Annotated in this window: 11 protein-coding genes; 5 read left to right on the top strand and 6 right to left on the bottom strand. The window is 64.9% G+C overall.

The features are described from left to right. Positions 1 to 156 precede the first annotated feature (156 nt). Positions 157 to 2,139, bottom strand: a complete 1,983-nt coding sequence (locus BV908_RS15285; protein WP_103738570.1) for a site-specific recombinase — start codon at positions 2,137 to 2,139, stop codon at positions 157 to 159. Continuing rightward, positions 2,136 to 2,543, bottom strand: coding sequence for a Co2+/Mg2+ efflux protein ApaG (gene apaG / locus BV908_RS15280; protein WP_047349333.1), 408 nt, complete (start codon positions 2,541 to 2,543; stop codon positions 2,136 to 2,138). The genes BV908_RS15285 and apaG overlap by 4 nt, the downstream gene beginning before the upstream one ends. Positions 2,544 to 2,664: 121 nt before the next feature. Here apaG and rpe point away from each other — a divergent pair, with 121 nt between their 5' ends. Beyond that, positions 2,665 to 3,345: a ribulose-phosphate 3-epimerase gene (gene rpe, locus BV908_RS15275; RefSeq protein WP_011803824.1), complete on the top strand. Its 681-nt coding sequence runs from the start codon at positions 2,665 to 2,667 to the stop codon at positions 3,343 to 3,345. A gap of 40 nt (positions 3,346 to 3,385) precedes the next feature. On the opposite strand, the gene BV908_RS15270 is transcribed toward rpe, so the two are convergent. Continuing rightward, the gene (locus BV908_RS15270; protein WP_011803825.1) at positions 3,386 to 3,751 is read right to left on the bottom strand and encodes a hypothetical protein; all 366 of its coding nucleotides are present in this window, start codon (positions 3,749 to 3,751) and stop codon (positions 3,386 to 3,388) included. 166 nt (positions 3,752 to 3,917) lie between these two features. Between BV908_RS15270 and gph the strand changes: the two genes are divergently transcribed. Continuing rightward, a complete protein-coding gene (gph, locus tag BV908_RS15265) occupies positions 3,918 to 4,703 on the top strand; it encodes a phosphoglycolate phosphatase (protein ID WP_011803826.1) in 786 nt (261 codons plus the stop codon). Positions 4,704 to 4,962: 259 nt separating this feature from the next. On the opposite strand, the gene BV908_RS15260 is transcribed toward gph, so the two are convergent. Beyond that, the gene (locus BV908_RS15260; RefSeq protein ID WP_103738569.1) at positions 4,963 to 6,705 is read right to left on the bottom strand and encodes a methyl-accepting chemotaxis protein; all 1,743 of its coding nucleotides are present in this window, start codon (positions 6,703 to 6,705) and stop codon (positions 4,963 to 4,965) included. Between the two features lie 121 nt (positions 6,706 to 6,826). After that, on the bottom strand, positions 6,827 to 7,429 hold the full coding sequence (locus tag BV908_RS15255) for a chalcone isomerase family protein (protein ID WP_011803828.1): 603 nt from the start codon (positions 7,427 to 7,429) through the stop codon (positions 6,827 to 6,829). A gap of 356 nt (positions 7,430 to 7,785) precedes the next feature. On the opposite strand from BV908_RS15255, the gene trpE reads away from it, so the two are divergent. From trpE to BV908_RS15240, 3 genes are all read left to right on the top strand, one after another. Next, entirely contained in the window at positions 7,786 to 9,285 is a 1,500-nt protein-coding gene (gene trpE / locus BV908_RS15250) for an anthranilate synthase component I (protein WP_012655421.1), read from the top strand. Further along, the gene (locus tag BV908_RS15245; protein WP_011803830.1) at positions 9,282 to 9,626 is read left to right on the top strand and encodes a chorismate mutase; all 345 of its coding nucleotides are present in this window, start codon (positions 9,282 to 9,284) and stop codon (positions 9,624 to 9,626) included. The genes trpE and BV908_RS15245 overlap by 4 nt, the downstream gene beginning before the upstream one ends. 185 nt (positions 9,627 to 9,811) lie before the next feature. After that, entirely contained in the window at positions 9,812 to 11,092 is a 1,281-nt protein-coding gene (locus tag BV908_RS15240) for an integrase arm-type DNA-binding domain-containing protein (RefSeq protein WP_003060765.1), read from the top strand. A gap of 195 nt (positions 11,093 to 11,287) precedes the next feature. Here BV908_RS15240 and BV908_RS15235 read toward each other — a convergent pair. Next, positions 11,288 to 13,779, bottom strand: a 2,492-nt coding sequence (locus tag BV908_RS15235; RefSeq protein ID WP_103738568.1) for a Tn3-like element IS1071 family transposase, incomplete at its 5' end; no start/stop codon positions are given.

The raw sequence follows: 13,779 nt of genomic DNA, 5'->3' as shown, positions 1-13,779 counted from the left end.
GGCAGGCCCGCTGGATGCCCGGACGCAGCCTGCCCCAAGGGTGCGCGCTGCGGCTGCGTGGAACGTGACTACGTTCCCAGGCTATTAACTGAATGTATCTGCAGCGGTCGCGTTGCTTCTGTAGGACGGCGCGCAGCCTGCGGTGGGCGCACCTTATCAGACGGTGCGGCGCGGGGGCAGGAAAAAGCCCAGCGGCGCGCTGCGCCAGCGCGCCAGCAGCGCGCGGTAGATGCGCGCGCGGTCCACGCTGCCCACATTGTGCGCACGCAATGCCAGGCGGAACGCCAGGTAGAAGCTGACGAGGACGTTGAGCGCACCGTTGAAGGGCACCATGGCCACGGCCCACCAGAAAGCCGGCTGGTGCAGCACGTCCATGCCCAATGTGGCGCTGGCCACGCCGATCTGCCCGGTGGACAGCGTAACGTGGCGCACATCCAGGCCCAGCCCGAAGAACGCGGCAAAGGCCGGCGTGAGCCCCAGCATGAAGCCGAGCGAAATGTTGGCCGCAAAGCCCGAAATGTTGCCCCGCAGAAAGCGCGCCCAGCGGGCGGCGCGTGCAGCACCCAGCATGTGCGTGATGCGCGGGTTGTACTGGATGGCAGAGTCCAGCCGGCGCAATACGAACCAGTTCTCCACCCAGCCAGCGAAAATGCTGGACGCGAACAGCAGCACGCCGGTGAAGGCCGCGAACAGCAGCGAGGGGCCCAGCAGGTGCAGCGACTGCAGCACGTGTTCCGCCTGGGCCGTGCCGATGGCCGGCTGCCCGAGCATCTGCGCGATAAGCAGCGCCAGGGCCAGCGCCGCGGGGAACACCAGCAGCACGTTGCCCAGCACGGCGGCCACCTGCGAGCGCACGAGATGCGCGACCTCGTCCACGAAGGACTCCAGCCCCTGCGCCTCGTCCAGGTCCTTGAGCTTGGCGGCCATGGCGGGTGCCGTCATGGCGGGCTGCTTGGTGGCCACCGTGAAGTGCAGCAGCTGGATCAGCACGAAGCTGACGGCGTAGTTCACGCCCGCCATGAAGCCGCCCCAGAACGCGGACAGCGCCAGCGCGTACAGCCCGAACTTGGCCAGCGTGGTGAAGGCCATCACCAGCCCGCCGCCGGCCGCCTTGCGCACCATGGCCAGGTATTCGCCCGCCGTGCGGGTGATGTAGTGCGCGCCCGTCTCGGCACTGCGCTCGGCGACCTTGGCCGCCAGCATGGACGAGTTGGACGCCACCAGCGCACGCAGGCTGCGCCGCTCGCGCCCCACGGTCACCAGGCGCGCAAGGTACTTGGCCGCCGCCACGGCGGGGCGGGGCGACAGCAGGCATTCCAGCAGCTCGCGCACGCGCAGGATGCGCTCGCGCAGCTGGCGCAGGCGAAACACTAGGCCCACGGAGATGCCGTTGTCCTCGAAGTGCGCATACACCGTGTTGGTGGCGGCGCGGCAGGCGTCCAGGCGCTCGCGCAGGCGCTGCACGGCTTCCTGCAGGCGATCGCCGGTGCGCAGCGGGTGCTCCACCTCCACGCGCAGGCTCTCCACGTCGCGGATCAGCGCATGAAAGGGCTGGGCCTCGCGCGCCTCCTCGCTCATGCGCAGACGCAGCTCGGGCGCAAAGCCGGTGGACAGGATCTGCCCGGCGCAGTAGGTGATGGCGTCCAGCAGCGCGCGCTGCCAATGGCTGGCGCCGCCCTGCTCGCTGGCGGGCACCAGCACGGCCAGCAGGCGGCCCAGCAGGGTTTCGTCCAGCGACGCCAGCCAGCGCGCGTCGAAATCGCCAGGCAGCGCCAGCATGAACAACTCCGACGCATCCAGCGTTTCGGGGCTGGAGGGCAGCAGTTTGTAGCGCACGCGCTCGGCCAGCTCGCTGGCCATGGAGGTGCGCTGGGCAAAGCCGAAGTCCGCCAGCAGCGTGGTGATGTCCACCTGCTGCGTGAGCGCTGCCCACCAGGCCTGCAGCCGCACCTGGATGTCGGGCGAGCGTTCCGCCGCGTCGACCAGCAGGGCCACGCGGCCTGCGGCGCCCTCCGTGGACTGGCCGTCGCCGCGCACCCAATCCAGCACGGCGATGAGTTGCAGGTGCCGCTGTGCCAGCGGTGCGGTCGGGTCGATCCCGGCGAGCAGCTGCGCCAGATCAGGGCCGCTGCGGCTCAATGCAGCACCCTTGCCGCCATGGGCTGGCCCGGTTGGCCGGGCGAGAAGGCCTCCAGCACGAATAGTTCAATCGGACAGGTGAACGGCTCACCATCCTCGGCCACGCAGAAATAGCTGCCGTGCATGCTGCCGCTGGCGGTGCGCAGGCGGCAGCCGCTGGTGTACTGAAATGCCTCACCGGGCTTGAGCAGCGGTTGCTGGCCCACCACGCCCAGGCCCTTGACCTGCTCGGTGTGGCCATTGGCGTCGGAGATGATCCAGTGGCGTGAAATCAGCTGCGCGGTCACGTCGCCCGTGTTGGTGATCGTGATGGTGTAGGCAAAGCTGTATACGCCTTCGTCGGGCGCGGACTGGTCGGGAAGGTACTGCGGCTGCACCTCCACCTGGAACTGGTATTTCGGCATCGTGCAATGGTAGCGGCGATGGTGCGGCCCGCGTCGCACAAGGCCTGCTAATGCCCCGCTCCGGCTGTGCCCGGCATGCGACCGTCGCGCCGCCGCGGCGTCAACTGCGACAATCGCGGCCATGAGCCGCACCTACCGCATCGCCCCCTCCATCCTGTCTGCCGACTTTGCCCGCCTGGGTGAGGAAGTGCGCAACGTCATCGCCGCCGGCGCCGACTGGATCCACTTTGACGTGATGGACAACCACTATGTGCCCAACCTCACCTTCGGCCCCATGGTGTGCCAGGCCCTCAAGCCCCATGCCGTGACGCCCGCAGGGCACGCCGTACCGATCGACGTGCACTTGATGGTGCAGCCCGTGGACGAACTGGCCACGGCGTTTGCCAAGGCGGGGGCGGACCTCATCAGCTTCCACCCCGATGCCTCGGCGCACGTGCACCGCAGCATTCAGAACATCCGCGCGCAGGGCTGCAAGGCGGGCCTGACCTTCAACCCCGCCATGCCGCTTGACGTGCTGGACTGGGTGATCGAGGACATCGACCTGATCCTGTTGATGAGCGTGAACCCCGGCTTTGGCGGACAGAGCTTCATCGACAGCACGCTGCGCAAGATCGAAGCGGCCCGCAGGCGCATCGAGGCCTCGGGCAAGGACATCCGCCTGGAGGTGGACGGTGGCATCAAGGCCGACAACATCCGCCGGGTGGCGGATGCGGGCGCGGACACGTTCGTTGCAGGCAGCGCCATCTTCGGCAAGAGCGACTACAAGGCGGTGATCGACGCCATGCGCGCCGAACTGGCGTGAGGCGCCGCCGCGCGGCTTGATCGCAATCCGCTGAAAAAGCCTATTGCACCGGCGTGGTGGCTTCGCGCAGCACGCCACCGCCTTCCACCGAGCCCGACACCGTGGCGCTGCTGCGCACGCGCGCCTCGCAATCGGACCGGTCCTGTGGAGTCTTGAAGGCCTCGCAGCGGGCCAGCGCGTTGCGCTCATAGATGCTGGTGTCGCTGCTGGACAGCTGGCCCGTGCGCGCGGCCTGGGCGGCCGCCCCTGCCTCGCGTACGCAGGCGGCGCGGCTTTCCGCGGGCACGGACGCGCAGGCGGCACGGTCGCTGCTGTACTGGCTGCGCACTTCGTTGGCAGCCTGCGCCGCGCCGGCGCACAGCAGCAATGCGGCGGGAAGCAGGGCGGTGAATCGATGCAATGCCATGGGATGACCTCCTGAAGGGCGATGGTTTTGACGGTTCCAACAATGGCTGTCCAGCGTAGGGCGCCACCCGGGGGGCGTCTGTCCGCATGCGGCGCCGTGGTGTGTCGGACGGGTCGGACAGCGCATACACTGCCCGCGCTCAATGCATGACTGACAAGGACAAGGGATGGAACGGGTGCAACAAGACCTCGCCGCGCTGCTCGCGCGCACCGACGCCGCGATCGTGGACCTCGACGGCACCATGGTGGATACGTTGGGCGATTTTGCCGAGGCGCTCAATCGCATGCTGCGCGACCTGCAGCTGCCCGCCATCGCGCCGGGGGCGATCGAGCGCATGGTCGGCAAGGGGTCGGAGCATCTCCTGCGTTCAGTGTTAAAACACGTTCTAGCGCCCGACCAGCAAGCGCTGACAGCTATGCAATTGGAAGCAAAGGCCGAGGCCTTGTATCCCCAGGCGTGGGAGCGCTACCAGCACCATTACCTGGCCATCAACGGCCAGTATGCGGCGCTGTACGCCGGCGTGGCCGAAGGGCTTGCGGCGCTGCACCGCACCGGTCGGCCGCTGGTGTGCCTGACCAACAAGCCCACCGACTTCGCCCGGCCTCTGCTGCGCGCCAAAGGGCTGGACGGCTTCTTCACCCACGTGTTCGGCGGCGATGCGTTCGCGCGCAAGAAGCCCGACCCGCTGCCACTGCTCAAGGCCTGCGAGGCGGTGGGAACCTCGCCCGCGCGCACGCTGATGATCGGCGACTCCAGCAACGATGCCCAGGCCGCGCGTGCGGCGGGCTGCCCCGTGGTGCTGGTGACGTACGGCTACAACCACGGCCAGCCCGTGCGCGGCGTGGACGCGGACGGCTACGTGGATGCGCTCACCGAGCTGATCGCTAGGGCCTGTTCACACTATTTTTGCCAGTGCGAATGGCGTGAAAACCGCGCCAATCTAGGCGCGTGACGACGCCAAGGCCGGGGCCTTGGCTAGGAGGGCAACGACGAATGGCGCGGTTTTCACTCCGTTCCCTCCGGGTTGCGATCAAAAAGGGCCATTCGCGGCGTTGCCAAGCCTCGCTGGGGTAGCACCCCAGCTTCGTTTGGCGCCTTGCGCCTGGCCCTTTTTGATCGCAACGCATCTGGCAAAAATAGTGTGAACAGGCCCTAGCTGAATTCCTCCGGCCGCATGCGCGCCATAGGCGCCGCGCGGGGCGCCCGGGTCCTCAGAAGCTCTCCCATTCGTCGTTATCGGCAGTCGTGCGGGCCGCCTGCGCGGGTTGAGGGCGCGCTGCTGCCGGACGTGCCAAGGCGGCCGCCGGCGGCGTGGCGGGCCGGGCAGGGGCGGCGGGTGTCGCGGAGGTGGCGGGTACGGGAGCCGGCGCAGCCGTGGCATGCACGGGCGCCATGCGCGGCAGGGCGGAGGCCTTCTGCGCCAGCTTGAACACGGCGACGGCCTCGACGAGCTCGCGGGCCTGGCCGCTGAGGCTGCTGGCGGCGGCGGCCATCTCCTCGACCAGCGCGGCGTTCTGCTGCGTGGCCTGGTCCATCTGGGTGATGGCCTCGCCCACCTGGGCCACGCCCGCGCTTTGTTCGCTGCTGGCGGCGCTGATCTCTCCCATGATGTCGGTCACGCGGCGAATGGCGGTGACCACCTCGGTCATGGTGGCACCGGCCTTGTCCACCAGCTGCGAGCCCTGCTCCACGCGCTCCACGCTGGCGGTGATGAGCTGCTTGATCTCCTTGGCGGCCTCGGCAGAGCGCTGCGCCAGCGCGCGCACCTCGCCGGCCACCACGGCAAACCCGCGGCCTTGCTCGCCGGCACGCGCGGCTTCCACGGCGGCATTCAGCGCCAGGATGTTGGTCTGGAAGGCAATGCCATCGATCACCCCGATGATGTCGGCGATCTTGCGGCTGGACTCATTGATGCCGCGCATGGTGTCCACCACCTCGGAGACCACCTCGCCGCCCTGCACGGCGACGGTGCTGGCATTCATGGCGAGCTGGTTGGCCTGGCGGGCGTTGTCGGCGTTCTGGCGCACGGTGGCGCCCAGTTGCTCCATGGAGGCGGCCGTTTCTTCCAGGGCGCTGGCCTGGCTCTCGGTGCGGCCGGACAGGTCGTGGTTGCCCTGCGAGATCTCCGCGCTGGCCGACGCGACGCTCTCCGCATTGGCGCGCACGCCGGCCACTACGCGAGCGAGGTTGCCCTGCATGTGGCCCAGTGCCTTCAGCAGCGCCGCGGCTTCGTCGCGGCCGTGGGCTTGGATGGACTGGGTGAGGTCGCCTTCGGCGATCAAGCCTGCGCCGCGCACGGCCAACTGCAGGGGCCCGGTCACGGATCGGCTCAACAAGATGGCGGCGCCCGCGCCCACCAGCAGCGCCACTGCGGTCACGACCATCAGGATGGCGCGACTGAGCGTGGCCTGCTTGGCAGCGTTGTCGCGGGTGCTTTCGTACAGCGCGCGCTGGCGCTGTTCCATGGCGACGATGGACTGTAGGTAAGCATCGGCCAGCGGCTTGAGTTGACTGTCGAGCAACTCACCCACACTCTCGCCGGCAGCCTTGCGCTTGAGCAATTCAGCCCGCGGGCCGCGATAGGCTTCGCGCGTCTTCGCAATGTCGGCGAGCAGGCGGCGCCCTTCGTCGGTGGTCACCAGCCGCTCCACCACCTCCTGCGCCTTGGATGCTTCTTCGGAGGTCTTGGCAATCTCGCTTTGCCAGCTCGAGAGATGGGAGGTGTCCGCATCCAGGATGGCGGCGCGCGTGCGCACCCAGTTCAGGTCAATCGCCTGCCGCCATGTGCTGGCGGCGCGCAGCCGTTCGTTGTCCGTGCTGGTGAGCTGGTGGGTGACGCTTGCCAATTCCTGCAAACGCCATATGCCTACCGCCGCGATGACCACGGTGATGAGCAGAACCAAGCCGAAGGACAAGGCCAGGCGCGTGCCGACCTTGAGGTTGCTGAGATGCATAGAGGCCCCTTGCTGCGCAATTGCAATAAAGTGTATCGCCAAGGTGAGATGGCTGAAAACGCCATCAAAGGGGCAATGGCATGCTTTCTCTGCGCATCGTCACTGCGTGGGTCGATGGGCTTTATTCCTTGCCCAGCAGGGCGTCCTTGAGCTTCCAGTCGGCCGGCTGGCTGCCGAGCCAGATACCCAGCAATGCGTTGAAGAATTCGGGCTCCTTGAACGGTTCGCCCTGCGGGACGCCCTTCACCGTCACCTGCGTGCCCGTGCCGGGCAGCCAGTCCACGACGAACTGTTCGCCCGCCATGAGCTTCTTGTGCTCCGAAAAGATCTGGCTCATGCGCAGCACGCCCGGGATGAGCTTGGAAAAGGCGGCCTTGTCCATGTTGTCTTCCATACCGCGCGAGAACAGCTTGCCGAGTTCCGTGGAGTCGATGTCGCGCAGCATGGTCACGCTGATGCGCTTGGGGCCGCGCAGCGCGTAGACCTCGGCAGGCGTGGACGCCTTCTTCTCGAGGTACAGGCCTGCGGCATACACCTTGAACACGGCCTTGTAGCGCACTCCGGCGCCATTGAGTTGCAGCTTGCTGCCGCCCAGGTCGAGGGTGGGCTCGAATTTGACGCCGGCTGCGGTCGTCGGCTCCGTCGATGCGGGAGCCGGAAGCGCCAGGCACAGGGGAAGGGCCAGAGCACCCCACTGCAGGGTGCGACGACGGGTGAAGGGCATTGCGCAACTCCAAAAAAGAACGATCGTTCGTTTCTAAATGTTGCGCCATCGAGGGGCGGTCGGCAATAGGGTTTTCGCGTGGATGCGCTGCAGCATCCACCGCGCAGGTGACAAAGTGCTTTGCTACACTGCGGGTCCATGTTCATTCACCACACGTTCATCACAGGTTGCAGCGACCGGGGAGCCTGGCCCTGGCGCAAGCCTGCGTCGTTGAACCCCTGACTGCACCTGGGCGCCTCCCCAGCGTGCGCCCGTGGCCCCACACGTGCTGTCCTGCACGGGGCCGACTCCTCTGAATGATCCTGCGGCGCACTGGCGCAGCCAGCGACCGCGCCGCACGAGCTGGGAATCTTCTTGTGATCACTGAACTGGAATTCAAAAGCCTGGCCAGCGAAGGCTACAACCGCATCCCGCTGATGGCGGAAGCCTTTGCGGACCTGGAAACCCCTCTCTCCCTGTACCTCAAGCTGGCCCATGGCAAGGGCGACGGCAAGCACAGCTTCCTGCTGGAGTCGGTCGTCGGCGGCGAGCGCTTCGGGCGCTACAGCTTCATCGGCCTGCCTGCGCGCACCTTGCTGCGGTCCAGCGGCTTCGGCGATGCGGCGCGCACCGAGGTGGTGACCGACGGCCAGGTGGTGGAGACGCACCCGGGCAACCCGCTGGACTTCATTGCCGCCTACCAAAAGCGCTTCAAGGTGGCGCTGCGCCCGGGGCTGCCGCGCTTTTGTGGCGGGCTGGCAGGCTACTTCGGCTACGACGCGGTGCGCTATATCGAGAAGAAGCTAGAGGCCACCTGCCCGCCCGACACGCTGGGCTGCCCCGACATCCTGCTGCTGCAGTGTGAGGAACTGGCGGTCATCGACAACCTCTCGGGCAAGCTGTATCTCATCGTCTACGCCGACCCGGCCCAGCCCGAGGCCTATGCCAAGGGCAAGAAGCGCCTGCGGGAGCTGAAGGACCAGCTCAAGTATTCCGTGAGCGCGCCCGTGGTGCGGCCCACCGAGAGCCACACCGCACAGCGCAGCTTTGCCAAGGCCGACTACTTGGCGGCCGTGGAGCGCGCCAAGGAGCTCATCGCCGCGGGCGACTTCATGCAGGTGCAGGTGGGCCAGCGCATCCACAAGCGCTACACCGAATCGCCGCTGTCGCTGTACCGCGCGCTGCGCTCGCTGAACCCGTCGCCGTACATGTACTACTACAACTTCGGCGATTTCCAGGTGGTGGGCTCCAGCCCCGAGATCCTGGTGCGCCAGGAGAGCACGCCCGAGGGGCAGAAGGTCACCATCCGCCCGCTGGCCGGCACGCGCCCGCGCGGCGCCACGCCCGAGGCCGACAAGGCCACCGAAGTGGAGCTGGTGAACGACCCCAAGGAACGCGCCGAGCACGTGATGCTGATCGACCTGGCGCGCAACGACATCGGCCGCATCGCCAAGACCGGCACCGTGAAGGTGACCGAGGCCTTCGCGGTCGAGCGCTACAGCCACGTGATGCACATCGTGAGCAACGTGGAGGGCATCCTCAACGACGGCATGACCAGCATGGACGTGCTCAAGGCCACCTTCCCGGCCGGCACGCTCACCGGCGCGCCCAAGGTGCACGCCATGGAACTGATCGACCAGTTGGAGCCCAGCAAGCGGGGCCTTTACGGAGGCGCCTGCGGCTACCTGAGCTATGCGGGCGACATGGATGTGGCCATCGCCATCCGCACCGGCATCGTTAAGGACGGCACGCTCTACGTGCAGGCGGCGGCCGGCGTGGTGGCCGACTCGGTGCCCGAGCTCGAATGGAAGGAAACGGAACACAAGGCGCGCGCCCTGCTGCGTGCGGCCGAATTGGTGGAGGAGGGGCTGGAATGACCACCCGTGCAATCGACAAGACCCAGCCCTGCGCCAGCATGGCCGAGGTGCGCGCGCGCATCGACGCGCTGGACGACATCCTGGTGCCGCTGCTCGTGGAGCGCGGCGGCTACATGACCCAGGCTGCCCTCAACAAGCCGCGCGAAGACCAGGTGCGCGACGAAGCGCGCATCGAGGCCATCGTGCAGCGCGTGCGTGCGCGTGCGGCGGCCGAGGGCGGCGAGCCCGACGTGATCGAGGCCATCTACCGCAGCATGATGGAGGCCTACATCGCCTACGAACACCGTGAATTCGCGCGCCTGTGCGCAGAGGGCCGCAAGGGCCAGGAGGTGACGCCATGACGCGCGTGCTGATGGTCGATAACTACGATTGAGGTCTACTGGCGTCTATCAACCTCCATGGAACAACTCTAAGTCTATGTTTTTAAAGGGTTGATCGTCCATCGAGCGATTCTGAAAGCTGGACAAATCCAGTGCTCATGTGTGTAATGGAGTGTGTAACGGGCCAAACTGGAGGCGTTATACACATGGCACTCACAGCACTCAATCTTCTCTCGGCGCGCAAAGTGGAAACGGCGCAGCCCAGGCCCAAGGTGTACCAACTCCGGGACGGAGGCAGCCTCTTTTTGCGCGTTCAGCCCAACGGCTCCAAGCTCTGGTGGTACCGCTACCGGCTGGGCGGCGCTGAACAGGTGTACTCAATCGGGGTGTACCCAAAGGTCACGCTGGAGGCAGCCCGTGCGGAACGGGACCGGGCAAAGGCGTTGGTCAAGAAGGGCCTCGACCCCATCGTGGAGAAAAAGGCGGCGATCGCCCTCCAGGCCGACACATACGAACGCACGTTCGAGACCGTTGCTCGGGAGTGGATCGTCAGCAATGCTCACTGGAGCGAGTACTACACCAACCAGGTCACCAGCTACCTTGAGAAGGATGTTTTCCCCCGGATTGGCAAGTTGCCGATCAGCAGCATCAGGGCTCCACATCTGCGCCCCATCATCAAGGATGTGGCGGCTCGTGGCGCGAAGACTGTGGCGATCCTCATCCGCCAGTGGTGTGGGCAAATCTTCAGTTATGCGGCTGCCCAAGGTCTCTGCGAATACGATCCTGCCGCCTTGCTCAAGGGACTGGTCAAGCGCCCTCAGGTCCGCCACAACCCTCCGTTGACATGGGCAGAGATCCCGGACTTTCTCAATCGTGTGGACAACGAAGGGGGTTACCAGACGACAGTCCTCGCCCTCAAGCTGATGGCTTTGACCTACGTGCGCACCGTAGAACTGCGCAAGGCCTCCTGGGAAGAGTTCGACCTGGACAACGCCATGTGGTCGATTCCGTCCGAGCGCATGAAGATGCGACGCCCCCATCTGGTTCCCCTGTCACGGCAGGCGGTGGCCGCTCTTAGGGAACTACATGCTCTAACTGGCGGCGGCAAAGTATTGTTCCCGAGCTACAGAAAGCCGGGACAAGTGATGTCGGCAACGACGCTCAATCAAGCACTCAAGCGCATGGGTTATGGCGGACGGTTTTCGTCCCATGGCTTCCGCTCGACCGCAACGACGATCCTTGGACTGTTGGGATATCCGGAGAAGCGGGTCGATCTTCAACTCGCTCATTCCAAAAAGAGCAAGGACTCATCGCGCGCGCCCTACGATCACACGAAGTTTGTGGAGTCCCGCAAGGTAATCATGCAGGACTGGGCTGACATCCTTGACTCATTGCAGGCAGGGAAACCCGTTGAAGGGGTCACGAAGGCGTTTGGCCCCATGTCGAAGCGTAGAACGGCGCTGCTCCGTGTCATAGAGCGCGAGTGATGTCTGCTGCTTGGCGAGTGGAATGCCTAATGCACGTGTAGCACCTTGAACTGGGGTCTCCTCGTTTTCAGTGCAATAAGTGACGGTACGAAAAGCTAGCACTGGCGCGGAGGTGGTGTTGGTAGATCGTTGATTTCATTGACTTTCCTGTTCACTTTCAAATCTGCGATTCGTGGCGTCAAACCGTGGTCGGTTTCATCCATTGGTGCCAGTTATCGATGCATTTGGCCGCGAAGGCAGGATTTGGTCAGCATAGCGGTCAACCGGGAAGCGAAACACACCCCGCAAGTTGATGCTCTCCAGCCTGGTGGGCGCAATCTTCCCGATCAGTTCCGGTGGAATGACCTGGCGGCGGTTCGACCAGCGATCCAGGACCGCCTGCATCTGTGAGGTATTCCACGCCATCACGATGTTGGCCATCAGGCTCAACGCATCGGCCACAGCCTGCATTTCATCGACACGTTTGGCCTGCGCCGGGCTGATCCGGCCGGTATAAATGGCGCGCTTGAGGGCGTTAACAGCCTCGCCCCGATTGAGCACCCGGCGCAACTCGTTCCTGAAAGCGTCCTTGACAAAGTAGTCAGCCAAAAACGCCGTACGCAGCAACCGCCCCAATTGCACGCCAGCCTCATAGATTGGATCGCCCTGGGCGGCAGAACCGAACCGCGCAAGAGCTGCCACCGCACTGGCATGTCCGCTCATGACCGAGGCTGCCAGGTGCACCAGACTATCCCAATGCTTTTCGATCAAAGCGACGTCGACATTGGCTTCGCACACCGCAGCGATTTCTGCGGGCACTTTGGTGCCGCGTGGCACAAAGAGGTGGCGCTGTTTGAGTTCCTTCAACCGCGGGCAAAGATCAAAACCAAGCAAACGGGCATGTGACATGGCAAAGTCGGTGTAGCCATGGGTATCCACAGCAAGCTGGCTGGTCTCCAGCTTTTCTTGGCGGATGACACCTTCAATGGCCACGCCCGCCTGGCGCTCATTGAGCACAAAGGGCTGCGCATGGAAGATGCCCCACCGGTCTTTTACATGGGAGTAGATTCCAATGGAAGGTGTGTTGCGCCGAGGATCAAGCCGGGCTTGCCACACCCGTTTGGTGGTCTCCATGGTCATCATGTCAGAAGATGCCAAATCGGACCGCCCCCAGGTGGCGGCAATCGGGTGTCGCTGCATGAATTCCAGCACAGCCTGGCAGGCCTGGCTCAGACGCCGTTCGTCCCGCGCCCAGCGCATGGCCTGGCGAATGCTGGTGGCAGACAATTGCGGAATCATGCGCGCGCATTCGACCGCAGTCAGACTGGTGCCGTGGGCCATGATGCCGGCATAGACCATCAGCAGCTCGTCGGTAGAGCGCGGCTCACGTCCGAGCATGATCCAGCTAAAGCGCACCTGGGCGTCAACGGCCAGAATCACTTCCGGCAATTGAACCTCACCGATGCGGTGATCCAAAGCCGCGCGCAGCTTGGTCACTTCTGGGTCTTCGTCCTCTGCGGGCAATGGCGACAAATGGAGTTCATCATCCACGCGCAGTACGCCACTGCGGGCTGCAGCGGCCACCGCATCGACACCGGCAGTTACTCTGGCCAGCAAAGGCTTCAAGAAAGTGGCAGCCTTGCTGGGTAACGATAGACGGGCATAGTGTTTCTTGGACTCTGCCTGCCAACGCTCGTCCGTGAAGAACAAGCGCGCACGACCCCGAAAGCTCAGGCTGTGCTCAATCCAGACCGAGCCATTGCGCACCGCGCGGCGCAGGGCAAACAGGGTGGCCACCTCCAACGCCTGAAACGCCCGTTCCCGGTCTGGGCTGGAGATCGAAACCTGCCAGATCATTCCCAGACTTGGTGCCACCACTTCAACTGGCAGCTTTCTGGATCCTTTGAGATATAAAGCTTGCAGCTTGGCAAGGTACTCGATGGCAGGATGCTCGCCGGTGGCCTGCCAGGGCAGCTTTGCAATGGCGACGAGCAACGACCGCACGGGGCGAATTCCATCAATCAATCCCTCGCGGACCAGGGAGGCCCTGCTCGGTGGTTTGCGTTTCTGGGTTTCGGTGATCAAGGCTTCAAGACGGGCACGCAACTCAGCATCTGGCACCGCACCTTGCGCGCTCAAGGCAACAAGTTCGCCGAGCAGCGTTTTGTACATTGCGGCCCAATTGACGGTAGCGGGGACATCGGCGGCAGCCTGACGCCACAGATCGGCGATCCGGCGCTGCACCATAAGGATCAACTGGTCTGTGGTGGTGAACAGGCAATACCGAAGAAAGCATGCGACCTCCACGGTGCGCGCTGGCTCTTTGATCTTGGCTCCGGCTGAGGGCGGCCTGGAGACAAGTCGGCGCGCGTAGCGGCGCAAGATGAGATCGGGGATGTCTGCCAGGTGCTTATGAACGTCCAGCGTGTAAAGCAGGTCGATGCGCTCCAGTACCTCGCTGATTTGGCGGGTTGAGTGTTTCGCCGGTGCAGCCCATAGCCAACTCTGCTGGGTTTGTCCATCTGGGCGCAGCTCTGAAACTGAGGCTCGCCAGCGATCAAGTGTTGCTGGATCAACGCTGGCGGCGATGGCGGTGCCTGTTTCAACTTCAAGCTGGGCAAGTGCCGCCGCAATCAGTGTCCGAATTGCCCGCTCGTGCACGATCACCAGCTTGTTCTTGTACAGCCATTGACGCGCCCGCACGAGTA

The organism is Diaphorobacter sp. LR2014-1, from assembly GCF_002916785.1.
GTDB lineage: Bacteria > Pseudomonadota > Gammaproteobacteria > Burkholderiales > Burkholderiaceae_C > Diaphorobacter > Diaphorobacter nitroreducens.
The sequence above is the reverse complement of the archived record's forward strand: the minus strand, read 5'-3'. Positions and strand labels throughout refer to the sequence as shown.

Bases quoted from the DNA above. Each gene is read 5' to 3' on its own strand.
- apaG (WP_047349333.1), bottom strand. From the start codon at position 2,543: ATGCCGAAATACCAGTTCCAGGTGGAGGTGCAGCCGCAGTACCTTCCC.
- rpe (WP_011803824.1), top strand. From the start codon at position 2,665: ATGAGCCGCACCTACCGCATCGCCCCCTCCATCCTGTCTGCCGACTTT.
- BV908_RS15270 (WP_011803825.1), bottom strand. From the start codon at position 3,751: ATGGCATTGCATCGATTCACCGCCCTGCTTCCCGCCGCATTGCTGCTG.
- gph (WP_011803826.1), top strand. From the start codon at position 3,918: ATGGAACGGGTGCAACAAGACCTCGCCGCGCTGCTCGCGCGCACCGAC.
- BV908_RS15260 (WP_103738569.1), bottom strand. From the start codon at position 6,705: ATGCATCTCAGCAACCTCAAGGTCGGCACGCGCCTGGCCTTGTCCTTC.
- BV908_RS15255 (WP_011803828.1), bottom strand. From the start codon at position 7,429: ATGCCCTTCACCCGTCGTCGCACCCTGCAGTGGGGTGCTCTGGCCCTT.
- BV908_RS15245 (WP_011803830.1), top strand. From the start codon at position 9,282: ATGACCACCCGTGCAATCGACAAGACCCAGCCCTGCGCCAGCATGGCC.
- BV908_RS15240 (WP_003060765.1), top strand. From the start codon at position 9,812: ATGGCACTCACAGCACTCAATCTTCTCTCGGCGCGCAAAGTGGAAACG.